Origin of the sequence: Flavobacterium sp. N1994, from assembly GCF_025947145.1 — a bacterium.
Classification (GTDB): Bacteria; Bacteroidota; Bacteroidia; order Flavobacteriales; family Flavobacteriaceae; genus Flavobacterium.
Genome location: NZ_CP109999.1, coordinates 2811157 through 2835653 on the forward strand (window position 1 = coordinate 2811157; position 24497 = coordinate 2835653).

At 35.8% G+C, this 24497-nt stretch carries 27 protein-coding genes; 13 read left to right on the forward strand and 14 right to left on the reverse strand.

The window, feature by feature from the left end; all coding sequences use genetic code 11:
- Positions 1-35: 35 nt before the first annotated feature.
- The 10 genes from OLM53_RS12580 to OLM53_RS12625 are packed head-to-tail and all read left to right on the forward strand — an operon-like array spanning position 36 to position 6686.
- Positions 36-494: a YHS domain-containing (seleno)protein gene (locus tag OLM53_RS12580; protein WP_264520577.1), complete on the forward strand. Its 459-nt coding sequence runs from the start codon at positions 36-38 to the stop codon at positions 492-494.
- Positions 495-506: 12 nt separating this feature from the next.
- Positions 507-896, forward strand: coding sequence for a DoxX family protein (locus tag OLM53_RS12585; protein WP_264520578.1), 390 nt, complete (start codon positions 507-509; stop codon positions 894-896).
- Between the two features lie 46 nt (positions 897-942).
- The gene (locus OLM53_RS12590; protein ID WP_264520579.1) at positions 943-1431 is read left to right on the forward strand and encodes a DinB family protein; all 489 of its coding nucleotides are present in this window, start codon (positions 943-945) and stop codon (positions 1429-1431) included.
- A complete protein-coding gene (locus OLM53_RS12595; RefSeq protein ID WP_264520580.1) occupies positions 1419-2129 on the forward strand; it encodes an NRDE family protein in 711 nt (236 codons plus the stop codon). Before OLM53_RS12590 ends, OLM53_RS12595 begins: the two co-directional genes overlap by 13 nt.
- 11 nt (positions 2130-2140) lie before the next feature.
- A complete protein-coding gene (locus OLM53_RS12600; RefSeq protein WP_264520581.1) occupies positions 2141-3175 on the forward strand; it encodes a D-alanine--D-alanine ligase in 1035 nt (344 codons plus the stop codon).
- Positions 3175-3801, forward strand: a complete 627-nt coding sequence (locus OLM53_RS12605; RefSeq protein ID WP_264520582.1) for a hypothetical protein — start codon at positions 3175-3177, stop codon at positions 3799-3801. Before OLM53_RS12600 ends, OLM53_RS12605 begins: the two co-directional genes overlap by 1 nt.
- Before the next feature lie 33 nt (positions 3802-3834).
- Positions 3835-4512, forward strand: a complete 678-nt coding sequence (locus tag OLM53_RS12610) for an SDR family NAD(P)-dependent oxidoreductase (protein WP_264520583.1) — start codon at positions 3835-3837, stop codon at positions 4510-4512.
- Positions 4513-4515: 3 nt separating this feature from the next.
- Positions 4516-5118 carry a SprT-like domain-containing protein gene (locus tag OLM53_RS12615; RefSeq protein ID WP_264520584.1) on the forward strand — a complete coding sequence of 201 codons (603 nt, stop codon included), beginning with the start codon at positions 4516-4518 and terminating at the stop codon, positions 5116-5118.
- An 8-nt stretch (positions 5119-5126) separates the two neighbouring features.
- Positions 5127-5621: a hypothetical protein gene (locus tag OLM53_RS12620; protein WP_264520585.1), complete on the forward strand. Its 495-nt coding sequence runs from the start codon at positions 5127-5129 to the stop codon at positions 5619-5621.
- A 3-nt stretch (positions 5622-5624) separates the two neighbouring features.
- Positions 5625-6686, forward strand: a complete 1062-nt coding sequence (locus OLM53_RS12625) for a mannose-1-phosphate guanylyltransferase (RefSeq protein WP_264520586.1) — start codon at positions 5625-5627, stop codon at positions 6684-6686.
- Positions 6687-6715: 29 nt separating this feature from the next.
- On the opposite strand, the gene OLM53_RS12630 is transcribed toward OLM53_RS12625, so the two are convergent.
- The 7 genes from OLM53_RS12630 to OLM53_RS12660 form a co-directional block, all read right to left on the reverse strand.
- Complete coding sequence (locus tag OLM53_RS12630; protein ID WP_264520587.1) at positions 6716-7480, reverse strand: ABC transporter ATP-binding protein; 765 nt, start codon at positions 7478-7480, stop codon at positions 6716-6718.
- A complete protein-coding gene (locus OLM53_RS12635) occupies positions 7480-8226 on the reverse strand; it encodes an MlaE family ABC transporter permease (protein ID WP_264520588.1) in 747 nt (248 codons plus the stop codon). Before OLM53_RS12635 ends, OLM53_RS12630 begins: the two co-directional genes overlap by 1 nt.
- 70 nt (positions 8227-8296) lie before the next feature.
- A complete protein-coding gene (locus OLM53_RS12640; protein WP_264520589.1) occupies positions 8297-9145 on the reverse strand; it encodes a glycosyltransferase in 849 nt (282 codons plus the stop codon).
- 101 nt (positions 9146-9246) lie between these two features.
- Positions 9247-9891, reverse strand: a complete 645-nt coding sequence (locus tag OLM53_RS12645) for a WG repeat-containing protein (RefSeq protein ID WP_264520590.1) — start codon at positions 9889-9891, stop codon at positions 9247-9249.
- Between the two features lie 346 nt (positions 9892-10237).
- A complete protein-coding gene (locus OLM53_RS12650) occupies positions 10238-10762 on the reverse strand; it encodes a methyltransferase (protein WP_264520591.1) in 525 nt (174 codons plus the stop codon).
- A 43-nt stretch (positions 10763-10805) separates the two neighbouring features.
- Positions 10806-11864 carry a 3-oxoacyl-ACP synthase III family protein gene (locus tag OLM53_RS12655; RefSeq protein ID WP_264520592.1) on the reverse strand — a complete coding sequence of 353 codons (1059 nt, stop codon included), beginning with the start codon at positions 11862-11864 and terminating at the stop codon, positions 10806-10808.
- A 122-nt stretch (positions 11865-11986) separates the two neighbouring features.
- Entirely contained in the window at positions 11987-12367 is a 381-nt protein-coding gene (locus OLM53_RS12660) for a group III truncated hemoglobin (RefSeq protein ID WP_264520593.1), read from the reverse strand.
- A gap of 405 nt (positions 12368-12772) precedes the next feature.
- Between OLM53_RS12660 and OLM53_RS12665 the strand changes: the two genes are divergently transcribed.
- Positions 12773-13417, forward strand: coding sequence for a hypothetical protein (locus OLM53_RS12665; RefSeq protein ID WP_264520594.1), 645 nt, complete (start codon positions 12773-12775; stop codon positions 13415-13417).
- Positions 13418-13536: 119 nt separating this feature from the next.
- Here OLM53_RS12665 and OLM53_RS12670 read toward each other — a convergent pair whose 3' ends face one another.
- The 3 genes from OLM53_RS12670 to gcvP form a co-directional block, all read right to left on the reverse strand.
- Positions 13537-14652, reverse strand: coding sequence for a tetratricopeptide repeat protein (locus OLM53_RS12670; RefSeq protein ID WP_264520595.1), 1116 nt, complete (start codon positions 14650-14652; stop codon positions 13537-13539).
- A gap of 278 nt (positions 14653-14930) precedes the next feature.
- Entirely contained in the window at positions 14931-15533 is a 603-nt protein-coding gene (locus tag OLM53_RS12675; RefSeq protein ID WP_264520596.1) for an HAD family hydrolase, read from the reverse strand.
- 125 nt (positions 15534-15658) lie between these two features.
- Positions 15659-18502 carry an aminomethyl-transferring glycine dehydrogenase gene (gene gcvP, locus OLM53_RS12680; protein ID WP_264520597.1) on the reverse strand — a complete coding sequence of 948 codons (2844 nt, stop codon included), beginning with the start codon at positions 18500-18502 and terminating at the stop codon, positions 15659-15661.
- Positions 18503-18657: 155 nt separating this feature from the next.
- Between gcvP and OLM53_RS12685 the strand changes: the two genes are divergently transcribed.
- A complete protein-coding gene (locus OLM53_RS12685; protein ID WP_264520598.1) occupies positions 18658-19473 on the forward strand; it encodes a hypothetical protein in 816 nt (271 codons plus the stop codon).
- A 50-nt stretch (positions 19474-19523) separates the two neighbouring features.
- Here the strand turns inward: OLM53_RS12685 and OLM53_RS12690 are convergent, their stop codons facing one another.
- From OLM53_RS12690 to OLM53_RS12705, 4 genes are all read right to left on the reverse strand, one after another.
- Positions 19524-21548 (reverse strand): M3 family metallopeptidase, encoded by a 2025-nt coding sequence (locus OLM53_RS12690; RefSeq protein ID WP_264520599.1) that lies wholly within the window; start codon positions 21546-21548, stop codon positions 19524-19526.
- Between the two features lie 3 nt (positions 21549-21551).
- Positions 21552-22034: a 5-(carboxyamino)imidazole ribonucleotide mutase gene (gene purE, locus OLM53_RS12695; protein ID WP_264520600.1), complete on the reverse strand. Its 483-nt coding sequence runs from the start codon at positions 22032-22034 to the stop codon at positions 21552-21554.
- 100 nt (positions 22035-22134) lie between these two features.
- Positions 22135-23286, reverse strand: coding sequence for a 5-(carboxyamino)imidazole ribonucleotide synthase (locus OLM53_RS12700; protein ID WP_264520601.1), 1152 nt, complete (start codon positions 23284-23286; stop codon positions 22135-22137).
- A 48-nt stretch (positions 23287-23334) separates the two neighbouring features.
- Positions 23335-23868: a hypothetical protein gene (locus OLM53_RS12705; protein ID WP_264520602.1), complete on the reverse strand. Its 534-nt coding sequence runs from the start codon at positions 23866-23868 to the stop codon at positions 23335-23337.
- 97 nt (positions 23869-23965) lie between these two features.
- On the opposite strand from OLM53_RS12705, the gene hpt reads away from it, so the two are divergent.
- Positions 23966-24496 (forward strand): hypoxanthine phosphoribosyltransferase, encoded by a 531-nt coding sequence (hpt, locus tag OLM53_RS12710; RefSeq protein ID WP_264520603.1) that lies wholly within the window; start codon positions 23966-23968, stop codon positions 24494-24496.
- The last annotated feature ends 1 nt before the right edge of the window (position 24497 follow it).

Genomic DNA, 24497 nt, shown 5'->3' on the forward strand with positions numbered 1-24497 from the left:
TATCTTTGTCTCATCAAATTATAAAACTTAAAAAAATGAGAAAAGTATTTTTAGTATTGTTCGTTAGCTTTACAACAATAATGGTTGGGCAAACGGCTCAAAAAAGAATAGCAGAATTCAATCTTGATAAAAAAGTAGCCCTTCAAGGATATGATCCTGTGGCGTATTTTACCCAGAAAAAAGCGGTGAAAGGAAAGTCTACATTCACTGCAACAAATGAAGGAGTGATTTATAATTTTTCTTCTCAAGCTAATAAAGAAGCTTTTGTTAAATCCCCAGCAAGTTATGAGCCTCAATACGGAGGTTGGTGTGCTTATGCTATGGGTTCTACTGGAGAGAAAGTGGAAGTAGATCCTGAAACGTTTAAAATCACCAACGGGAAGCTATTTTTGTTTTACAATGCCTACTTCAATAATACTCTGAAATCATGGAATAAAGATGAGTCCAATCTTAATAAAAAAGCGGACGCTAACTGGAAAAAAATCATCAACTAAAAAACTAAAAAAATGAAAAAATCAATATTCATTTGGATTGTAAAACTTATTGCAGTGGTAATCCTAGTTCAAACTTTATTTTTTAAATTTACGGGAGCCGAAGAGAGTGTTTATATTTTTACCAAATTAGGAATTGAACCTTTCGGAAGAATTGGTTCTGGAGTGGCAGAATTAATTGCTTCTATTTTAATTTTAATCCCAAGAACTACATTGCTTGGCGCATTAATTGGAGCAGGAACAATGCTTGGAGCTATTTTTTCACACTTGTTTGTGTTGGGTATAGAAGTGAAAAATGACGGTGGTGAATTGTTTACTTTGGCTATAATTACCTTGCTTTGTTGTATTATCTTACTTTTTCAAAACAAGAATAAAATACCTGATTTACTCCGATTCAAAATCTAAAACTGAACTAGTAGAAAATCCGTAATTGATTAAAACATCAAAAAATATGCTCATAGCTTCTTTACATAAAACATTAAATGAATTGGTTTCGTTGTTAAAGCAACTTTCCAAAGAGGATTATACGGCTCCTTGTAGCGGATTGAGTAACTCAAGTATTGGTGAACATACTCGACATATTATTGAAATGTTTCAGTGCCTAGAAAATCAATATAAGAGTGGCATTGTGAATTATGATAAAAGAAATCGGGACTACCGAATTCAAACGGATACTGATTTCGCCCTGCAATGCTTTGCAGAAATAAAGATTCAAATAGAAAAAGAAAATAAAACATTGATGTTACAGCAAATGGTTGACGGAGAAGAATTGCGAATTGAAAGCAACTATTTCAGAGAGTTATTATACAATTTAGAACATTGTATTCATCATCAAGCTTTAATAAAAGTAGCGGTTTTGCAATCGCAACATTTACAGGTTGACGAAAATTTTGGTGTCGCCCGATCTACAATAGAATACAGAAAACAATGTGCACAGTAAGTTTTGTCAATGCTAATGGCAAAATAATCATCACTTCCAATAGAGATGAAAAAGTGCTGAGACCTAATGCCATCGAACCCAAAAATTATCTCATCAACAACAAGAATATTATTTTTCCAAAAGATAAAAAAGCGGGCGGAACTTGGTTTGCTGTTAATGAAAAGGCTACGGTTTTAGTGCTTTTAAACGGGGCAGAGGAAAAGCATGTCCTAAAAGAAAGTTACCGAAAAAGTCGCGGCTTGATTGTCCTAGAACTCATCAGCGGTGAATCGGTGATTCAAGATTGGGAAAGTATTGATTTAACAGCTATTGAGCCTTTTACTTTAGTGCTTTTTGAAAATCAAAAACTCTATCAGTTGCGATGGAATGAAATCGAGAAAAGTACTATTGCATTAGCAACTTCTCAAAGTCATATTTGGTCTTCATCGACTTTGTATTCAAAGGAAATCAGAGCCAAAAGAGCTAGTTGGTTTGCTGCATTTTTAGATATAAAACCGGCAGTTAATGAAGAAGAACTGTTTAATTTTCATCGCTATACGGAACCGGAAAATACAGAACATGGATTAGTAATCAATAGAAATGAAATGCTAAAAACCTTAAGCATCACGCAAGCCGTTGTCGAAAAAAATAAAGTCGAACTTCATTACTCGGATTTGATTGCCGAACGGGATTTTTCCAATACCTTTCTATCACTTTAATCATTCGTAATTTGAAACTCTTCTTCCATAAATTGTTCCATTGGGAATATTGGCCTTTCCAAATAGTGTACATCCCTATTTATTTTTTGTGGGGGTATTATGCTTTGAAGGCACGCACCATTTTCTTTTTCAATGCTTGTAATCCAAGTATGGAAAACGGTGGTTTTGTCATGGATAGCAAGATAAAAATCTATGATTTGATTCCGCAAAAATACTATCCCAAAACAAGGTTTGTCCAAGAGAAAATTCCTTTTGATGAGGTTTTGAAAATCTTAGAATCTTCTAAAATTAATTTGCCATTCATAGTAAAACCGGATATTGGACTACGAGGTTCAGCAGTGAAAAAAATCACCAATTTGGACGAATTAAGAAACTATCACCATAAAGCCAATTTTGATTATTTGTTGCAGAATTTGATTCCCTATCCTAATGAAGTAGGTATTTTTTATGTCCGTTTCCCTAATGAAAAACACGGAAGAATTACTGGCATTGTTGCCAAAGAATTTCTTATCGTTGAAGGTGATGGTTCGTCTACCATAGAAACATTATTGAAAGCCAATCCAAGATACGAATTGCAATTAAAGGCACTCGAAAAAGAATACGGAAGCCAATTAAAAACCGTATTGACAAAAGGAGAAAAACGCAACTTAGTTCCTTATGGAAACCACGCTCGTGGCGCCAAATTTTTAGATTACTCCCATTTAATTTCACCTGAATTAACTCAGGTAATTGATGCTATGTGTCTTGAAATTACAGCCTTTTATTTTGGTCGTATGGACTTAATGTACAACACTTGGGAAGAGTTGGAAGAAGGGAAAAACTTCTCCATTGTTGAATTAAACGGAGCGGCTAGTGAACCTACCCACATTTATGACCCAAAACATTCGTTGTTTTTTGCTTGGAAAGAATTGGCAAGACACATCAGTTATATGTTTCAAATTAGTGCAGAAAATCATAAAAGGGGAGTCCCCTATTTGTCTCATAAAGTAGGGATGGAACAATACCGTTTGCATCTAGAACAATCCAACAAAATAGTCCATTTTTAATGCAAAATCTCAAAAATATATTCGTTGGTTTTATAGTCAGTTTTCTGGGTTCTATTCCTTTAGGGTATTTGAATGTGGTTGGTTTTGAATTGTTTCAAAAATCAGGAATGCAAACCACGGTTATATTTTTATTTGGTGTGATTTGTATTGAATTTTTCGTGATTTATTTCACTCTGATCTTTGCCAAAAAACTAGCGGAGAATAAAAAAATAACCCAATTCATCGAGGGTTTTTCGGTGCTCTTTATGTTTGTTTTGGCGATTGTTTTCTATTTGGGTTCCAATGCAAAAACCAATCATGCTACTTCTTTTACTTATTCCCCATTTGTTTTAGGAATTGTATTGAGTTGTCTGAATTTTATTCAAATCCCATTTTGGACGGGTTGGAATCTCTGGCTTTTAAATGGTCAATATATTGAAGTTTCAAAATCAAGAAAATACTTTTATGTATTGGGGACGGTTACTGGAACCTTTTTTGGCATGTTGACTCTAATTCTGTCACTACATTATTTTGCCGCCAACGTAGCATTTTTAGCTAAGTATTTAATCCAATTGATCATTCCTCTTGTGTTTTTTGGTTTGGGGATTTTTCAAGCGGTTAAGTTTTGCAAAAAATATTATTACTAGTTTTCATTTTCTTATTTTTACAAAAAAAAGATTTTGAAAAACATCATCATCACAGGAACATCCAGAGGTATCGGTTACGAATTAGCATTGCAGTTTGCCAAGGCAGGACATCAAGTGTTAGCTATCTCAAGAAATATTCCTCAAGAGTTTCTTGGTAATCCAAACATCACTTCACGTTCGGTAGATTTATCCAAAGAGTCCGATTTGAATTCAATGGAAAATTTCCTTTCCAATGCCTGGAAAAATGTCGATATTATTATTCATAATGCTGGGAGTTTAGTTTTGAAGCCTTTTGCTCAGACGACTCAAGAAGATTTTGAAAACGTTTACAAAGTTAATGTTTTTGGGGTGGCCAATTTGACTCGAGTGTGCTTACCCTTTCTTAAAAAAGGAAGCCATGTAGTCTCCATCAGTTCCATGGGTGGTATACAAGGAAGTATGAAGTTTGCTGGACTATCAGCTTACAGTTCCAGTAAAGGAGCGGTAATCACCTTGTCCGAATTATTAGCCGAAGAATACAGAGAACAAGGCATTGCTTTCAATGTATTAGCACTCGGAGCGGTAAATACAGAAATGTTACAGGAGGCATTTCCAGGATATGAAGCACCAATTTCTGCAAAAGAAATGGCCGATTATATTTTCAATTTTGCCCTTACAGGTAACAAATATCACAACGGAAAAATAATTCAAGTGTCATCATCAACGCCATAACCTTTGAGCGAAGTCTTATCGAAATATTTACCCGAACACTCTGTTCAAGCTTGCTTTGAGTTAATCAAAAGCAATAATGTGCATTTGAAAATCGTCAACGAACGGCAAACACGTCATGGAGATTATCGAAAATCGTTGAATGGTAAACACGAAATTACCGTCAATGCTAACTTGAATAAGTACCGTTTTCTAATAACATTAGTTCACGAAATTGCTCATTTAGCAGCTTTTGAAAAATACGGCAGGATGATAAAGCCTCATGGTAACGAATGGAAACTCACTTTTCAACGATTGATGGCGCCGTTTATTCGTCCCGAAATCTTCCCTCATTCGGTATTGCCCTTAGTAGCCAATCATTTTAGAAACCCCACAGCTAGTAGCGATACCGATGCTAGATTGGCGTATGCTTTAAAACAATTTGACGAACGAAAACCAGATGTTCATTATATTCACGAAGTGCCAAGCGGTAGTTTTTTCCGAATAAAGAATGGTAGAATATTTCAAAAGAAAGGTCTTCGTGTCAAGCGCTATGAGTGTTTGGAAGTGAAAACAGGCAGATTGTTTTTGTTTAATGCCAATGCTGAGGTGGAAATATTACCAGGATAAAGGACATTATGAAAAAAGGAAACTTTACTATTTTCTTGCTTCTTTTTGCTGAATTCTGTTTGGCACAAAACTATATCTTGCCCAACGAGGATTTGATATTTTCTTTTCCTACTAAAAATGGAAAGAAAATGGTTTTGGCAAAAGATAAAAATAATGCCTATATTATTTATAGATTTGGCACAGCAAATAATATTGAACTCGAATATCCTGAAAAAAATAAAGAAAGTTGGAATAAGTTTACTTATTCGTATTATTTTAGAGGGGGTGGAATTCAAAATGCAGGAATGGAAATAACTTCAATATTTTTTAAGATAGGTAATTTTGACTATTTAATTTATGATGATTACTATTCCGAAAGCGATGAGTTAACAACAGGAATTTTAGTTACCAATTTGACCACAAATAAAGAAACTGATATTAAAGGAAATTATGATAAAATCGAAGGCACTCTATACGACATCAGGCAAAGTGGTCTTTTAAAAATGGATGATAGAATAAGATAAAAAATGAATAAAAATTATTACGCCATATTAATGGCTGGGGGAGTAGGTTCCCGTTTTTGGCCCGTTAGTACTACTGATTTACCAAAACAATTTCACGACATGTTGGGTTCGGGAGATACCTTGATTCAAAAGACATTCAGTCGTTTGTCAAAATTGATTCCGATAGAAAACATATTAATTCTAACAAACGAACGCTACAACGATTTGGTTCTAGAACAATTGCCTATGGTCAAACCAAAGCAAGTTTTGCTAGAACCCGCGATGCGAAATACAGCACCTTGTATTTTATATGCCTCTTTGAAAATCCAAAAACAAAACCCAGATGCTGTTATGGTAGTAGCACCAAGCGATCACTGGATTGAAGATGAAGTGGCGTTTTCAAGAAATCTACAACAATGTTTCGACTTTTGTCAAGAAGAAAATGCTTTGATGACTTTGGGGATCCAACCCACATTCCCCAATACCGGTTTCGGGTATATCGAATTTGATAAAACAGATGCTAATCCGATTAAAAAAGTAAATCAGTTCCGTGAAAAGCCCGATTATGAAACCGCAAAATCCTTTCTTGCTGCTGGAAATTTCCTTTGGAATGGCGGTATTTTTATATGGAGTGTAAAATCAATTACCGAAGCGTTTGAAAAGTTCCAACCTCAAATGAATGCCCTATTTCAGGAAGGTTTTGATACTTATAATACTGAAAATGAAAAACAATTCATAGAAGACCATTACGAAAATGCAGAAAATATTTCCATTGACTATGCCGTAATGGAAAAAGCCAAAAACGTATTTGTGTTACCAGCTACTTTTGATTGGAATGATTTAGGAACTTGGGGGCAACTTCACGAAAAACTAGATAAGGACGAAAACAACAACGGCGTTATCAATGCTAAAGTAGTGTTGGAAAATGCTTCCAATAACATCATTCGTTCCGATGCCAATAAAATTATAGTGGTTGACGGTTTAAACGATTATATAATTGTAGATAAAGAAGGGATTTTACTAATTTATCCCAAAAGTAAAGAACAAGACATTAAGCGAATTACTGGTTTAGCTAATGAATTATAAATAAAAAAGGAGCAGTAATTGCTCCTTTTTTATTCTTCTTTATTCTGTGCTTTCCTAATTTTTTTGAAAAGATTAGAGGAATACACAAAGTCGGTTATGGCTTCGTTATCGGTTCTGAAAATGTCTTTTTTGGTTCCTTCCCAAGCTAAAATCCCTTGTTTCAGAAAAATAATTTTCTCACCTATTTCCATTACCGAATTCATATCGTGTGTATTAATTACAGTAGTGATATTGTATTCTACCGTAATTTCATGAATCAGATTGTCAATGATAATGGCTGTTTTTGGGTCTAAGCCCGAGTTAGGTTCGTCGCAAAAAAGGTATTTCGGATTGTTTACAATGGCACGAGCTATCGCTACCCGTTTTTGCATCCCGCCCGAAAGTTCAGATGGTTTTTTATCGTGGGCATTTTTTAAATCTACTCTATCGATTACAAAATCAACACGCTCTTTAATTTCGGCAGCCGTTTTTTTAGAAAACATTTTCAATGGAAAGCCTACATTTTCTTCAACAGTCATACTGTCAAAAAGGGCACTACCTTGAAATACCATTCCTATTTCGGTTCGTAAAGCTCTTTTTTCATCATCGGTTAAAAGGGAATAAACTCTCCCATCAAAAGAAATGGTGCCTTTATCTGGTGTATGTATTCCAAGTAAACTTTTAAGTAAAACTGTTTTTCCAGATCCACTTTGCCCGATAATTAAATTGGTTTTCCCCGTTTCAAAAATGGTAGAAATCCCTTTTAATACTTTGCTGTCTCCAAATGATTTCTCTAGGTCTTTAACTTCTATCATTAGGTCAAAAGTAATTGGGTTAATATATAATTGGCCATAATAATGGTTACCGCTGTCCACACAAATGAGACGGTACTAGCTTTCCCTACTTCTAGCGCTCCGCCTTTCATATAATAACCATGAAACGATGGAATAGTGGCTAATATTAATGCAAAAACAAAGGTTTTAATAAAAGCATACACAATATGAAACGGAATAAACTCTTGTTGTAACCCCGTTATAAAATCATTACTAGAAGCAAATCCACCATAAACAGCAGCAATCCAACCTCCAAAAATCCCTAAAAACATACTGATACCAATTAAAAATGGGTAGAGTAGTAAGGCGATTAATTTTGGGAATACTAAGTAATTTAGGGAATTAACTCCCATTACTTCTAAAGCGTCAATTTGTTCTGTAACCCGCATTGTTCCAATACTAGAAGTGATGAATGAACCCATTTTACCCGCCATAATTATCGAAATAAAGGTTGGCGCAAATTCTAATATTACCGATTGTCTAGTGGCAAAACCAATAAGGTACTTTGGAATTAAGGGATTCGTCAAATTCAAAGCAGTTTGAATAGAAACAACACCACCTACAAAGAAAGAAATAAAGCACACAATACCGAGTGAGCCAATAATTAAATCATCAATTTCTTTGAAGATTAATTGTCTCATCACCGACCACTTAGTAGGTTTATTGAAAATTTCTTTCCACATCAAAAAATATTTTCCGATTTGCGATAAATAGCGGACTAACATCATGGGCTAAAAATATTGTCAAAAATAGGGAGAAGTTATGAGTTATGAGGTATGAGTTGGTGGTTTTTTAGCTTTACATTAGCTTTTCCTTCATCTTTTTCAAACGATAACTTCTAATAAATTTAGCTTGTTCGGCAGTAACTAAAAGTGGTTTTTTATCTGATTTAGCCTTCCAAAATCCGTTGATATAATCTATAAACAATAGTGGCTTTCCTTTTCGTAGGGCTAGTTTTAGCGAGGCTATGGCAGTAATAAAGAATCCGTAACCCAAGGTATAAAAAGCTTCGCCTTGTTTGTAACGCGCGGTTTTATTATAGCTAGCTCCTGTGGGTTTAAGATGTTTGACTTTTAAGGAGGTATCAGTTATCACTTTCCAATTATAAAATTTGCATAACAATTCATCCACGGTGTCCCAACCCATAGCAGGTTTTAATCCTCCAATTTGTTGGAAGGCTTCTTTTCTGTAGGCTTTAAAAGCACCACGGATGTGGTCTTTATCGGTAAGGTTTTCCAAAATCCATTCCCCATTCTTTTCAATATAAGCAAAGCCCCCCGCCATTCCTATTTGGTCGTCTGATTGAAAATGGGAGAGTATGGTTTCAAAATAAGTAGGAGGAAATATCAAATCGGCATCTACTTTTACCATGACTTCATAGTGGTCGTCTAAGGTTGCTAAGCCCTTTTGAAAAGCTTGAATTACTTTACTGCCCGGAAGATGTATCGCTTCAGAAGATTTATTTACCAATGAAATCCAAGGATGATTTTGAATAAAACTAGCAACAATGGCTTCTGTATGATCTGTTGAATTGTCATTAACCACTACTAGTTTCTTAGGCAAAACAGTTTGCTCAACTATAGATTGTAGGGTTTGTGCAATATATTTTTCTTCATTATGAGAAGGAATGACAATATAATAATCCATTGTTGCTATCGGTTGATAGGGTAAAAATATAAATTAGAAAACAAAAAAAAGGATTTCAATTAAGAAATCCTTTTTTAAAATCAACTATAAAATATAAACATCTATTCTGCGTTAGCTAATTCTGTAGTTTTACCTTTCTTTTTAGTGAAAGCTTCGATAGTATCGTAAATTACAGGAATTACTTCTTTACCAGTTTTGTCAATAAAACCAAGTTTTTCTTTTCTGTTTTTAACTAGGGCCCAATTTTTTCTAACATCGTCAAATTTAGACACTTCTACGTATTTTACTGGAACAACAATGTTACCATCTTTGTCAATAAATCCTTTTAGACCTTGGCTTTCAACAAGTATCCATTCTTTGGAATACTCACCAAATTTTCCAACTTTGTCATACATAGGAGGAACGATTTCTTTTCCAGCTTCGTTCATGAAGCCATATTTTCCATCTTTAATAATCAAGGCCCAACCATCGTTGTACTCATCATAATTTTCAATGGTTTGATACTTTGGTTCTACCACAATTTTTCCGCTTTTGTCAACGAAACCATATAGGTTTTCTAGTTCTACTTTAGCCCAATTTGGATGCATTTTATCAAAGTCATCAATAGCATTGTATTTTGGTGGAATTACTTCAACACCTGACTCGTTGATGATACCGAATTTCTCATCGGATTTAACAATAAATAATTTTTGACCGAATGAAAAAGTGAAAACAGTCAACATCGAAAAAGTAAATAGTTTTTTCATAATAAATAGATTTAGGGTTTTGTTTAATTACAGGTCAAACATACTAAGATTGTCGATTAAATGACAAATAAAATCGACGAAATGCATTTTTTTTTGCAAAAAGTAGGAAATACTTATTATAAAACTTACAATTGTTCTTTTTTGTAAACTAAAATAGTACCCTTTTTTTTCTTTATTTCTTTCTAAAAAGAGTAGTGATAAAGGAAAGAATTAACGAAATAAGTCAATATACTTCAGTGATAAAATATATAGTACTGAAAATCAAATAATTAAATTAATTCAGTATAAAAAAGGCACAAAAAAACCATCTTACTAGATGGTTTTTTTATTGGATTGCTATCGGAAGTTATTTTACTTTTTCAGCATAGACCATATAATAACGAGGGGTAAAATATCTCAATAAAGGGCGGAAACCCAATTTCTTTACAGGATGCGTGAACTTTACTCGGTCTATAATTTTCCAACCTGTCTTTTCTAAAAGCCAATCTAATTGCCAATCTTCAAATTCGTGATAATGTCTATCCCATTTATCCGTTTTACTTCTATAAGCTGGAGAAAACCATAATCGCATAGGAATAGAGATTAATACTTTATCGCATGTAACATTTTCCAAAACAGTATATGGATTTAATAAGTGCTCAAAAATCTCAAAAGCGGTGAAGACTTCATACTTTTCATTTTGTAAAGCAGATTGGTCATTGTCTAAATCTTCCCCTTTGGTATTGATTACGGTATAGCCATGCTCTTCCATGATTTTAGAAAAGGGATTAGGCACCCCAAGATCAAAAATGGTTTCAGTGGGTTGGATGTGTTTCTGTAAAAAAGCTAACGTTAAATTAAAGCGTTTGCTGGGATAGGTCTTCTCGTACATGTAATATGTTGCAAAATTATAGAGTGCGAAGTTACAAACTTTATTACATTCTGTATACAATTGCATTCACGTTCATACCTGCTCCAACCGATGCGAAGAGAATTACATCTCCTTTTTGGATGCTTTGATTTTCGATTTTACCTTTAACTAAGGAATCATATAAGGTAGGAACGGTAGCAACACTAGAATTTCCTAATTCATGAATACTCATGGGCATGATGCCTTCAGGAGGCGTTTCATGGTAAAGTTTGTAAAAACGTTGTATGATGGCTTCATCCATTTTTTCATTGGCCTGATGAATCAATACTTTTTTTACATCTTTGATATCGATACCACTATTATCTAGACAGGCTTTCATGGCTTTTGGCACATTGCTTAAAGCAAATTCATAAATTTTTCTACCGTTCATTTTGATATAGCGCACATCGGGATCATGGGTTTTATTGAATGAATTCCCAAAAAACAGATAATACGCCTCGTCATATGTGAAAGTAGCCGTTTCATGTGCCAATATTCCTCCTTCTTCTTCAGTAGCTTCAATGACAGTAGCTCCTGCACCATCCGAATAAATCATACTGTCTCTGTCGTGTAAATCTACTACACGTGAAAGGGTTTCGGCACCAATAACTAAACATTTTTTGGCCATTCCTGCTTTTATAAAGGCTTGGGCTTGAATTACCCCTTCTACCCAACCAGGACAACCAAAAAGCATATCATAACAAACACATTTTGGGTTTTTTATACGCAAATCATATTTCACTCGAGTAGCCAAACTGGGTAGTAAGTCGGTTTGGATGGCCCCTTTTTTTACGTTACCAAAATTATGTGCAAAGATGATATAGTCTAAGGTTTCGGGGTCAATATTAGCATCTTCAATAGCTTTTTTAGCTGCTATGGTGGCTATGTCTGAAGTAAGTAAATCATCGGTAACATAACGTCTTTCTTTAATACCGGTGATTTCTAGAAATTTTTCGGCTACAACATCATTCGGATGAGGAAAAGGAGTTCCGTCATCATTTAAAAATACATGTGCTGCAAAATCTTTATTGGATACTATTTGTGTAGGGATATAACTTCCCGAACCTGTTATTTTTATATTCATTATTTTAAATATTTCATTACGAAATTATTAATAAAAATAATTGTTGATTATGTAATTTCCAACTAATTTCCAACTATTGTGAATAATGTAAAGAATCACCTTTATTATTATTGAACTAATAATTATTTATCTTTTTCTTGTATGATTTTAATCTGCATAATGGTGGCAATACTTAAGGCTTGGGTTTTTATTTGCTCTGCTTTTTCGCCTTTGAAGTTTTCATCAACAGCAGCATAAAAGTGATTTAGCCAAATGTTGAATAGTTCAGGCGATAGGTATTCTTTAGCACTTACATCCAAATGTATTTGTGTCAAATTATTGAAATAACCTCCCGTTCCTAAAATAGCCTGTGACCAAAATGTAACTAAAATAGGCAAATGTTCTTCCAACTTTATCTTTACCACCTCCGTAAAAATATAGCTTATCGAAGCATCAGCCAATAACTTTTTGTAGAACTCGTCCACCAATACATAAAGGTCGTCTTGGTTCTGAATGTCGCGCATAATTATCAATTGAGTCCCAAAGATACCTTTTCCTCTTTTTCTAAAAACTGATTGTTGTCATTTTTTTAAGAGAAAAAGAACGCTAGTCTTCAGTCTAGTATTGGTGCGGTTTTCTTCGTAGTGTGTCCGATGTGTGTGCGATGTGTGTGCGATGTGTGTCCGATGTAACTATAGTTTTACTCGGACACACATCGGATAGAACCCGTACAGAACCCGCACACACTAGGAAGGAGAATGGCATGATTTATGTAGGAAGCTATTCTATAGCTCTAATAATAAGGTAATTAAGAAGAGCTGATTGTTTAATTTAAATTCATCAAAAGTATGGCAACTCTAAATCGAAAAATGCAATTACAGGGGCTTATTGGTCCGGTGTATACCCGTATTCTGAATGGTAAACCAATAGTGCAACCTTGTCCGGTTGACCCGAAACAAAGTAAGGGTACTCGCGTTAGTTCAGCTAACTTTAGGTATGCGGTTGAACAATCCAAAGGGATAAAAAACGGGTTGCGTCCTTTGCTGCAGGTGGGTACGGATCCTTATGCTAGTCAAAGATTGACGGGAGCATTACATAAAGCCTTTCATTTTCCGCAGAACTCTTCAAAGCATTTGACTTTGTTTTCCGCTGACTTATCAGCACTAGTGGGTTTTGAATTTCATAAGGATAGCCAGCTACAGGATTATCTTCCAGAGACGTTGTCTTTTAGGATTACAGAAAGTGGTACGGTGCAACTCCCTACTGTAGCTATAGAGCCTTTGTTGTCTATGAGAGTGCCTATTTCCTATAGGGGAGGAGAAGTAGCGATACTGGTGTTGGGCTTTCCTGCTGAAGAAGGAAGAGCAGTAGTTACAGAGGTCTTTGGGTTTGAGCTAGAGCAAAGTGTCCCAACCACCCTAACTTTAGAAACCCAATCGTTTCCAACGGGTACTAGGATTATAGTTGCTGCCCAACTATTGTTATGGGATACTCGTACGGTGCTGGGGGCTAAGAATTACTGTAATAGCAAACAGTTTAATCCGGTGCAGATTATGTTTACTGGGGTGGTGTAGGGGTTAGTTTTCAGTCGCAGTTCGTAGTGAGCAGTCTTCCTAATAGTGTGGATTTACAATTCGTTTTCAAGTTAATGGGATGCTTCCACTGTTAGCATGACAAGTTTTAGGATACAAAGTTATTTTTCAGTGGCAGTCTTTTGTAAACTGCCTTCCAATACTTGCGTAATGGCCTTTTTTATGTCTTCCAAGGGTATGGTATCCGTTTTCCAGCCGTAGGGGTAGGTCAGGTGGGACTCTTCTTGAACTTCACAAAACACGTGCCTATTTCCGTTAGCTATTTGGATGGTTTTTTCCACAGTGAATTTCCGTAGTACTTTATCTCCGTTTGGATTTAATAGGTTGATTGTATAGGATACATCCAGTGCTTCTTTTGGATCTTCCAGCGATTTATACACTAGTAGTCTTTGTTTGTTCCATTCGTATTCATCAATGGCCACTGTTTTATATTTTGTGAACTCTTTGGGAAGTTCATTGTTTTTATAAGCGGCTTTCAACAAATCAAAAACAGCATCAGCCTTGGCATATTCTTTTGCTGCATTGTACGCTTTAATGAGTTTTGGGTAATTGTTATAGTCCTTAGGCTTGAGTGCTATTGCTTCTGCATAGGCTTTTGCCGATTTTTGGTAATTTTGGGTAAACGTATACTCTAATTGGCCAATGAATAAAAGGGTGTTTACATAATACGTATTTTGTTTGGGCACTTTTTGAGCAGCAACGTAATACAGTTTGAGGGCTTTTTCATAATCTTGTTTTCCGTGATAAATGTAAGCTACCCAGAAATAGGGTTCGCCAAAAGTATTGGGGAAACGCGTGGCTTCTTCAAAATAATCGAGTGCCTTGTCTTCCTTACCCTGGTATTTGTAAATAAGCCCTTTTTGATTCATATACTCCTGATTGTTGGGTTCCTTTTTTAGAGCCATATCCACTTCAATAAGTGCTTCTGGGTATTTTCTCAGAAAAGTAAGGGCTACTCCTTTGTAGAAATGGGTAAGCGCATTATCAAAACCTTTGGCAATAGCCTTGTCATAAAAAGAAATAGCTTTATCATCATTTTCCAATTGAAAAAAGGCAAAGCCTACTTGATATAATTCTTCACCAGTTAGTGCATCAGCCTTGTCCTCTAGTTTGATAAGTGCTTCATACTCTTTTTGATCATAAAGGGCAGCAACCGTTTGCCCATAAAATTGAGGGTACACAAAAACGGTAATAATAGATAGTATTATTTTCCTCATAGCTTGTGTTATAAGAGTGGCAAAACAGTAGTTCCATTTATCTAGGCGGATAATTTACAAAGTAAAGATATGCTTTTTTTAAATAAAAAACATATAAGTATTTGGTTAATAGTGATTTGAGGTTATTTAAAACCAAGTAACTTAGCCCTACTACTTTTGTTGTTAGTGCTTAAGTGTTGAGAATACCCCATTCAAATCAAATGTCTACTAGTTGTAATGGATAAAGGGAAAAGATCACACGAAAGGTTTTGTGCGGGAACTAGTGGGTATTTGTCGCTTTATATTGTGATGATCTTCGAAAGGTCAGCTTCCAATTGTGCGGGATTTTGAAAATGAATGGCATAAAAACCAAGTTCTTGAGCTGCTTTTACATTGTTGATATTGTCGTCTATAAAAATGCTTTCTTCCGCTTTTATCGAATATCGGTCGAGCAACAATTGATAAATTCTTTTGTCTGGTTTTATCAGCTTTTCTGTTCCTGAGACTACTATGCCTTCAAACTCCTTAAAAAAAGAAAATCTTCTGTAGGCAATGTCAATGGTTTCCGAAGACCAGTTGGTCAAACCATAAAGGGGATACTTTTCTTTGAGTTTATACAGTAATGCTACAGTTCCAGGGATTTCGTCTTTCAACATCGTTTCCCATTCCCCATAAAAAAGTGCTATGGAAGCACTGTGTTCTGGGAACTTCTTTTGCAATTCTATAGTAGCTTCTTCAAGAGAACGTCCTCTGTCTTGCTCTATATTCCATTCCTCTGTACAAATATTTTTCAGGAAAGACTCCATTTCATTGGTGTCTTGAAAATGGTTTTTATATAAATGCCTTGGATTCCAGTCTACTAAAACGCCTCCAAAGTCGAATACTATGTTTTTGATAGTCATGCTATTTATGTTATTGTGATTGTGGTCTTGTCCTTTAGGTAAAAGGGGCTATTTCTCATATCTAAAAATTAAAATCCCAAACTCTTACTTAGAATTTGGGATTTATGATAGTTAAGTTTTAAATGTTACATATACGCCTCAATAGGAGCACAAGAGCAAACTAAATTTCTGTCACCATAGGCATCATCAACACGACGTACGCTTGGCCAGAATTTATTGTCGTGAATATAATCCAATGGATAGGCTGCTTGTTCACGAGTGTAAGGGTAAGTCCAAGTATCACCAGTTAACATAGCTAAAGTATGCGGTGCATTTTTTAATACGTTATTCGCATCGTCAGCACTGGCTTTGTCTATTTCTTTTCTGATGGAAATCATCGCATCACAAAAACGATCTAATTCGGCCACATCTTCTGATTCAGTAGGTTCAATCATTAAAGTTCCGGCTACCGGGAAAGAAACCGTAGGAGCATGGAAACCATAATCCATTAAACGTTTGGCGATATCGGTAACTTCAATTCCGTTTTGTTTGAACGAACGGCAATCTAAAATCATTTCGTGAGCCGCACGTCCCATTTCTCCTGAATATAAAACAGGGTAATGTTCTTCTAGGCGAGCTTTAATATAATTGGCATTTAAGATTGCATATTGTGTGGCGCTTTTCAACCCTTCAGCCCCTAGCATAGTGATATAGCCGTAAGAAATCAAACATACTAAAGCTGAACCATAAGGTGCCGCAGAAATAGCTGTAATGGCTTGGTCGCCACCTACTTTAATTACAGGATTAGTTGGTAAAAACGGCACTAGTTTTTCGTTGACACATATTGGTCCAACACCAGGTCCACCACCACCGTGAGGGATAGCAAAGGTTTTGTGTAAGTTCAAGTGACAAACATCGGCACCAATTGTGGCAGGATTGGTTAATCCTACTTGGGCATTCATATTAGCACCATCCATATACACCAAGCCACCGTTATCGTGAATGATTTTAGTGATTTCACAAATAGCGCTTTCAAAAACACCATGAGTAGATGGATAGGTTACCATCAAACAAGAAAGATTGTCTTTGTGTTCAATCGCTTTGGCTCTTAAATCTTCAACATCAATATTACCGTTATCCATTGTTTTGGTTACGATAATCGTCATCCCAGCCATGGCAGCTGAGGCAGGATTAGTCCCGTGCGCCGAAGAAGGAATCAGACATACATTTCGGTGATGATCGCCACGAGATAAATGATACGCTCGAATCGTCATTAACCCGGCATATTCTCCTTGGGCGCCTGAGTTAGGCTGTAATGTTGTGCCTGCAAAACCAGTAACCACATTTAATTGGTGTTCTAGTTTTTTAAGCATGGTGATATACCCTTCTGCTTGTTCCATAGGAGCGAAGGGGTGTATGCTGTTCCAATTCGCCATTGATAAGGGTAACATTTCAGCAGCAGCATTTAATTTCATGGTACAAGAACCTAACGAAATCATCGAGTGGTTTAAGGATAAATCTTTACGTTCCAGTTTTTTGATATACCGCATCAACTGACTTTCCGAATGATGGTTGTTAAACACATCATGCATCAAGAAAGCTGATTTTCTTTCTAAGCTAGGCGTAAAATTATCAGAAGTAGATAGGTGAGTAATAGTTATTTTCTCTTTTCCAGTAGCTTCTGCAAAGATGGCAATGATTTGATTAATATCAGAAATCGAAGTCGTTTCGTTTAACGAAATAGCCATCGTGTTGGCATCTACATAAAAGAAATTCACTTCGTTTTTCTCGGCAATGGCTTTTACTTTTTGAGCATCCGCTTTTACTAGAAGGGTGTCAAAGAATGAAGCGTTAGTTTGGTATACGCCTAATTTATTCAAAGCATCTGCCAAGGTCACCGCAGAAGAATGTACTTTATTCGCAATATAGCGCAATCCTTTTGGACCATGATATACCGCATACATTCCGGCCATAACGGCTAATAACACTTGAGCAGTACAAATATTAGAAGTCGCTTTTTCACGTTTGATATGTTGCTCACGAGTTTGTAATGCCATACGTAAAGCCCTGTTCCCGTTAGTATCAATAGTTACTCCAATGATTCTTCCTGGCATGGAACGTTTGTATTCTTCTTTGGTAGCAAAAAAGGCAGCGTGTGGACCACCATATCCCATCGGAATTCCGAAACGTTGTGTGGTTCCTACTACTACATCAGCTCCCATTTCTCCTGGAGGGGTTAATTTTACTAAAGATAAAATATCGGCAGCTACGGCTACTTTTATTTCGTTGGCTTTGGCTTTTGTGATAAATCCAGCATAATCATTTACCTGACCGTATTTGCCAGGGTATTGTAAAATGGCTCCAAAAAAGTCAGTTGAAAAGTCAAAATTTTCGTGGTTTCCAATTACTAATTCGACACCAATTGGCGTAGAACGCGTTTGTAAAACGGATATCGTTTGTGGCAACACTTCTTCTGAAACGAAGAATTTGTTAGCATTGTTTTTCTTTTGGTCACGAGAACGAACGTCAAATAATAGCGCCATAGCTTCGGCAGCAGCGGTACTTTCGTCTAGTAAAGAAGCGTTGGCTATTTCCATACCCGTCAACTCGATAACGGTAGTTTGGAAGTTCAAAATAGCTTCTAATCTCCCTTGTGCAATTTCAGCTTGATAAGGCGTATAGGCAGTATACCAACCTGGGTTTTCAAAAATATTTCTTTGTATTACAGCCGGAACTATAGTGGGGTGATATCCTAAACCGATGTACGATTTGAAGACTTTGTTTTTCTTGCCTAATTCCTGAATGTGATTTAAGTATTCATATTCGGTCATCGGGGCCTCCAAATTAAGGTCGTTTTTTAAACGGATATCATCAGGAATGGTTTCGTAAATCAGTTGCTCCATGTTTTCGACACCGATGGCTTTGAACATGTGGTTAAGGTCGCTCTCACGTGGACCTATATGGCGTAATGCAAATGCGTCTGTTCTCATTAAAATGTAAGTTCTAAAGTGTGTATAGTTGTGCTTTTTTTTGCGCAAACAAAAGTAATTATTAATGTTCTAATTTTGTGCTAAACAAAGTCTAATGTTTTGAGAATTTTTCAACTAAAAAGGCCCCTTATTAACAGTTTGATTACTTTTATACTATGCGATTCCTAAAGGCACTTCTCGATTTTTATATCAACAGCAGTATTCACGTGGCTTTGTCTTGTTATGCTTTGGTTCGAATGACGGGATATTTGTTTGACATTACCGAAATACAATCACCAGCTTGGTTTGCTTTTTATGGAACGATAGTGGGGTATAATTTTGTGAAATACGACGCTTTGGCCAGAACACAAAAATTGCAAATGCGAACCGAATTAAAAGGAATTGCGGCATTGAGTTTTCTTTCTTTTTTAGCTACTGGATTTTACTTTTTACAATTGGAACGCAACACCAAAATCATTGCTTTCGTTTTTCTGATTTTGACGTTACTGTACACTTTACCCTTTTTTCCTAATAGAAGAAACGCACGTAATTGGGCTGGAGTAAAGATTTATATTGTGGCTTTGTGCTGGGTTGGGGTGACTTTGTTTTTACCCATTGTGAATGCTGGACTATCTATGAATTTAACGGTTATGTTGGTGGCACTACAGCGATTTGTTTTGGTTTTTGTGTTGATCTTAATCTTTGAAATCATCGATTTGAAAATTGATGATCCTAATTTAAAAACGGTGCCACAACAGATAGGAGTTAAGAAGACAAAAATAGTGGGAGGGTTGTTACTAGTGGTCTTTATACTGTTAGAATTTTTAAATTCGGATTTTAGTTTTACCACTTTGTTTTTAAAGTTGGGCATTGCTTTCACGGTATTTCTTTTCCTTTTATTTGCTTATGAAAAAAGGTCAAAATATTACAGCTCTTTTTGGGTAGAGAGTATTCCTATTTTGTGGTGGGGGTTAGTGGTGTTCCTCCAATAAAAAAACCGAAGCATTATCTCCGGTTTCTAACTATCTAAAAATCTAATGATCTATATTAATCCCGCTCTTTTTAACAAGGCTTCAGGTTTTGGCTCTTGTCCGCGGAAGCGTTTGTATAATTCCATTGGCAATTCGGTTCCGCCTTTTGACAGTACGTTGTCTTTGAATTTGGTGGCCACTTCTTTGTTGAATATACCTTTCTCCTGAAAGTATGCAAAAGCATCTGCATCTAAAACTTCGGCCCATTTGTAACTGTAATAGCCAGAAGAATATCCTCCTTGGAAGATATGGGAGAACGAAACACTCATACAATTTTCAGCTACATCTGGATATAAGGTGGTGTGGTCCATAGCTGCTTTTTCAAAAGCTTTGATATTGTCAATAGTTTGTGGCTTGGCATGATACGCTATGTCTAATATTCCAAAACTCAATTGACGTAAGGTTGCCATTCCTTCTAAAAAGCTTGCACTTTCTTTAATCTTCTCTACATACTGTTGTGGAATGATTTCTCCCGTTTCATAATGTTTAGCAAACAACGCTAAAGCTTCAGGCTCGTAACACCAGTTTTCCATCACCTGACTTGGTAATTCCACAAAGTCCCAATACACCGATGTTCCTGATAAACTTGGATAAGTTGTATTGGCTAACATACCATGTAAAGCGTGTCCGAATTCATGGAATAAAGTAGTCACTTCATTAAAGGTTAATAGCGATGGTTTGGTTTCGGTAGGTTGCGTGAAATTGCAAACGATAGACACATGAGGTCTTTCATTTACGCCATCCTTAATAAATTGTGGTTTGAACGAAGTCATCCAAGCCCCGTTTCGTTTTCCTTTTCTTGGAAAAAAATCGGAGTAGAAAATGGCTACTAGTTTTCCTTCGAAGTCTAGTACTTCAAAAGTTTGAACATCGTCATGGTATTTTTCAATATCGAATACTTCTTTGAAGGTAATACCGAATAACTTTTCTGCTACTGTAAACGCACCATTCAATACGTTTTCCAATTTGAAATAAGGCTTAAGAATCTCGTCGTCTAAACTGAATAATTTTTGTTTCAATTTCTCCGAATAGTAAGCGCCATCCCATTTCTCTAGACTTTCTAATCCGTCAAGTTCTTTGGCGAAAGCGGTTAGTTCGGCAAATTCTTTTAAAGCGGCTGGTTTGGCTTTTTCTAGCAAATCATTTAAAAACGATTGTACTTTTTCAGGGTTTTGTGCCATACGCTCTTCCAAAACAAAATGAGAATGCGACTTATAGCCCAACAACTGCGCTCTTTCGTGACGCAATTTTACTATGTTTTTTACGTTTTCCTGATTGTCATAATCATTTTCTTGAAAGGCTTTTTTACCAGCGGCAATAGCCATTTCTTTTCGCAACTCCCTATTGTCAACATAAGTAACAAAAGGCAAATAACTTGGAAAATCTAGGGTAAATAACCAACCATCTAAATCATCTGCTTTGGCTAAAGAACGCGCCATTTCTTTCGCTCCATCTGGTAGACCTTTTAAATCCCCTTCGTTGGTGATGTGTAATTTATAACTGTTGGTTTCCGCCAATACATTTTCACCGAAAGTCAGTTTTAGTTTGGCTAATACGGTGTCTATTTTTCGTAAAATTTCCTTTTTATCTTCAGGAAGTAAAGCTCCGTTTCGTGCAAAACTTTTGAATTTTTTATCTAATAAAGTGGCTTGCTCTGGCGTTAGGTTTAACGAGTCTTTTTGGTCATAAACGGTCTTTACTCGTTGGAACAAATCCACATTTAAAGCAATGTCGTTACTGAATTCGGTTAACAAAGGCGATACTTCCTGAGCAATCTTTTGCATTTCGTCACAGGTTTCAGCCGAATTCAGATTGAAGAAAATAGACGATAATCGGTCTAATGCTTCTCCCGAGAAATCTAAAGCTTCAATGGTGTTGGCAAAAGAAGGAGTTTCGGGATTGTTTGTTATACTGTCAATTTCTGCTCTAGCTTTGGCAATGTTTTCGATAAAAGCGGGTTGGTAATCTTCTAGTTTTATCTGGCTAAAAGGTGCCGTATTATGTTTAGTAGTGAAGGTTTCTGTTAAGATTTTCATAGTTTATTTTTTCATTTCGTCCGATGATTTATTCACCGCTTCTTTCAAGGTTTCTTTGTATAAAATTATTTTATCCAGAATCATTTTATCATGACTTCCGATGATTTGGGCTGCTAGAATTCCGGCATTCTTGGCTCCGTTTAAAGCAACAGTAGCTACAGGGACACCACCAGGCATTTGTAAAATAGACAAAACAGAATCCCATCCATCAATGGAGTTACTAGACTTTACTGGAACACCAATTACAGGCAAAGGTGACATCGAAGCTACCATTCCGGGTAAATGAGCCGCTCCTCCCGCTCCAGCTATAATTACCGAAATGCCACGAGTATGAGCTTTTTTACTAAAGTCAAATAATTTCTCAGGAGTACGGTGTGCCGAAACAATATCGACTTCCGTTTCGATGTCAAAACTTTTTAGGATATCTATGGCTTCCTGCATGATTGGCAAATCGCTTTGACTTCCCATGATGATGGCTACTTTCATGTTATTTTAAATTTTAAATTTTGAATTTTAAATTTTGAATGAAATTTGTTCATCGTTAAACATAATCATTTATAATTTAAAATTTATAATTCATAATAGTTTATGAAATTACTCTAATAGTATTCTTTACTTCTTCCGCAATTCTTCTAGCTTCATTCATATCTTCATTGACAATAGTCACATGACCCATTTTGCGGAAAGGTCTTGTTTCTTTTTTGCCATAAATATGTGGAGTTACTCCTTTTATTGCCATAATTTTTTCGATATTTTCATAAATAACGTTGCCGTGATAGCCTTCGGCACCGACCAAATTGACCATAACTCCAGCCAATTTACTCGCAGTACTTCCTAATGGTAAATCCAAAATAGCGCGTAAATGATTTTCAAACTGCGAAGTATAACTCGCTTCAATACTATAATGTCCTGAGTTATGAGGACGAGGTGCTACTTCGTTAACTAAAATTCCTTCATCGTGCGTTTGGAACATTTCTACTGCTAGTAATCCAACATGATTATAGGCTTTGGCTACTTTTAATGCTTTTTCAGTAGCTTTTTTGGCGATGTGAAAGTCGATTCTGGCTGGACAAATTACATATTCTACTTGATTCGCTTCTGGATGGAATTCCATTTCTACTACCGGATATGCTTTAACTTCTCCCGAAACGGAGCGCGCTACAATAACGGCTAATTCATTTTTAAAGGCTACCATTTGTTCAGCAATGCATTCTACATTTGGTAAATTTTCTAAATCAGAAACCGAACGGACTACTTTAACTCCGTTACCATCGTAACCAAATTGAGCCGCTTTCCATACAAAAGGGGTTTCTATCAAACCATTTTCTATTTCCGCTCTTAATCCGTTTAGTGATGGAAACCTTTTAAAAGCAGCGGTTGGGATTTGATTTTCGATATAAAAATCTTTTTGAACGCCTTTATTCTGGATTAATCTCAAGGTTTTTAGAGAGGGATACACTTTCAATCCTTCGGATTCCAATTTTTCTAACGCCTCTAAATTTACGTTTTCAATTTCGATAGTCAAAAGATTTACTTTTTTCCCAAAATCATAAACGGTATCAAAGTCCATTAAATCGCCAATAAAAAATTTGGTAGCCCCATATTGACAAGGAGCATCCATACTTGGGTCGAAAACATACGTTTGAATGTCAAACTTTCTCGTTTCAGCCAAGAGCATTTTGCCTAATTGCCCACCACCGAGAATGCCTAGTTTAAAATTGGATGAGAAGTAATTCATTCGTAGTAGTTGTTGTAGTTGTTGGCACAAAGATAACTATTAGTTGAACTATGGCAAACGTTTTAAAATGTCTTTAACAGCAAAACGATATCCAGGAGTTGGATTAGGAATTGTCTTAGAAAGGATAAGCTTTAATTCCTCATGTATCCAAGGATGTTTCTTGCCTAACAGAAATAAAGCACGCATGGCAAATGCTGCTGGTGCTACTTTAACATCTGTAATCAGCCAATCTAAACACGTCTCAATAATCTGTTTTTCTTGCTTTGCTGTGAGGGTTATGGCTTTGCTTTTGACTAATTGAAAACAAATTTTCGCACTAGGACGAATGGCCTTTTCAATTGTATAATGTGTTAATGCTGAACAAAATGTGTCAACAATTGGTGTTAAAAAGGATGTGTTTTTGACACTGATTAATTCCATTATCCACAAAGCTTTGTAATGAATCTTGTCTTTAGGATGGCAAGCTATTAAAGCTAAATCATCAAGGTATTCAGGATGGGATAACACAAAAGCAGTATTTTCATCTCTACTTTTGCGATGAGCGGTTCCTTGTTCAATTTGTTTGTAAAATTCTGCGTTCACGAAGTAAATATACCAAATTTGCAAAAAAGTGCTAATACTTAGTAGGTAATACTCAAGACTTCTTTAAATTTGCACCTTATTTTAAATTCAAAACCACATGATACATCTTCACGATAAAACTTTCGAGCCATTCATTTCTTCTGATGAAATTGATTTTGCAATTAAGAATATGGCCAAACAAATGGATGATGATTTTTTTGATGATGTGCCTGTATTCATTGGTGTTTTGAACGGAGCCTTTATGGTATTGTCTGATTTAATGAAACAATATCGTGGGATGTGCGAAGTAAGTTTTGTAAAAATGGCCTCCTACGAAGGAACGCAATCCACTAACCAAATCAAACAATTAATCGGTCTTAACCAAGATTTAGAAGGAAGAACGGTTGTTATTGTGGAAGATATTGTGGATACAGGAAATACGGTAGAAGAATTGAAAGCTATTTTCAAAGAAAAAAAGGTAAAGCATTTAAAAATCGCCACCCTTTTCTTCAAACCCGAAGCCTATAAAAAAGACATCAAAATCGATTATGTAGGGATTAGAATTCCAAACAAATTCATAGTAGGTTACGGTTTAGATTACGACGGATTAGGAAGAAACCTTCCAGACATTTATCAATTAGCACAATAAT

Bases quoted from the DNA above. Each gene is read 5' to 3' on its own strand.
- OLM53_RS12585 (WP_264520578.1), top strand. From the start codon at position 507: ATGAAAAAATCAATATTCATTTGGATTGTAAAACTTATTGCAGTGGTA.
- OLM53_RS12580 (WP_264520577.1), top strand. From the start codon at position 36: ATGAGAAAAGTATTTTTAGTATTGTTCGTTAGCTTTACAACAATAATG.
- OLM53_RS12590 (WP_264520579.1), top strand. From the start codon at position 943: ATGCTCATAGCTTCTTTACATAAAACATTAAATGAATTGGTTTCGTTG.
- OLM53_RS12690 (WP_264520599.1), bottom strand. From the start codon at position 21,548: ATGAAAATCTTAACAGAAACCTTCACTACTAAACATAATACGGCACCT.
- OLM53_RS12655 (WP_264520592.1), bottom strand. From the start codon at position 11,864: ATGAATATAAAAATAACAGGTTCGGGAAGTTATATCCCTACACAAATA.
- OLM53_RS12685 (WP_264520598.1), top strand. From the start codon at position 18,658: ATGCGATTCCTAAAGGCACTTCTCGATTTTTATATCAACAGCAGTATT.
- OLM53_RS12675 (WP_264520596.1), bottom strand. From the start codon at position 15,533: ATGACTATCAAAAACATAGTATTCGACTTTGGAGGCGTTTTAGTAGAC.
- OLM53_RS12700 (WP_264520601.1), bottom strand. From the start codon at position 23,286: ATGAATTACTTCTCATCCAATTTTAAACTAGGCATTCTCGGTGGTGGG.
- OLM53_RS12635 (WP_264520588.1), bottom strand. From the start codon at position 8,226: ATGATGTTAGTCCGCTATTTATCGCAAATCGGAAAATATTTTTTGATG.
- OLM53_RS12640 (WP_264520589.1), bottom strand. From the start codon at position 9,145: ATGGATTATTATATTGTCATTCCTTCTCATAATGAAGAAAAATATATT.
- OLM53_RS12605 (WP_264520582.1), top strand. From the start codon at position 3,175: ATGCAAAATCTCAAAAATATATTCGTTGGTTTTATAGTCAGTTTTCTG.
- OLM53_RS12660 (WP_264520593.1), bottom strand. From the start codon at position 12,367: ATGCGCGACATTCAGAACCAAGACGACCTTTATGTATTGGTGGACGAG.
- OLM53_RS12630 (WP_264520587.1), bottom strand. From the start codon at position 7,480: ATGATAGAAGTTAAAGACCTAGAGAAATCATTTGGAGACAGCAAAGTA.
- hpt (WP_264520603.1), top strand. From the start codon at position 23,966: ATGATACATCTTCACGATAAAACTTTCGAGCCATTCATTTCTTCTGAT.
- OLM53_RS12650 (WP_264520591.1), bottom strand. From the start codon at position 10,762: ATGTACGAGAAGACCTATCCCAGCAAACGCTTTAATTTAACGTTAGCT.
- OLM53_RS12620 (WP_264520585.1), top strand. From the start codon at position 5,127: ATGAAAAAAGGAAACTTTACTATTTTCTTGCTTCTTTTTGCTGAATTC.
- OLM53_RS12595 (WP_264520580.1), top strand. From the start codon at position 1,419: ATGTGCACAGTAAGTTTTGTCAATGCTAATGGCAAAATAATCATCACT.
- gcvP (WP_264520597.1), bottom strand. From the start codon at position 18,502: ATGAGAACAGACGCATTTGCATTACGCCATATAGGTCCACGTGAGAGC.
- OLM53_RS12645 (WP_264520590.1), bottom strand. From the start codon at position 9,891: ATGAAAAAACTATTTACTTTTTCGATGTTGACTGTTTTCACTTTTTCA.
- OLM53_RS12625 (WP_264520586.1), top strand. From the start codon at position 5,625: ATGAATAAAAATTATTACGCCATATTAATGGCTGGGGGAGTAGGTTCC.
- purE (WP_264520600.1), bottom strand. From the start codon at position 22,034: ATGAAAGTAGCCATCATCATGGGAAGTCAAAGCGATTTGCCAATCATG.
- OLM53_RS12670 (WP_264520595.1), bottom strand. From the start codon at position 14,652: ATGAGGAAAATAATACTATCTATTATTACCGTTTTTGTGTACCCTCAA.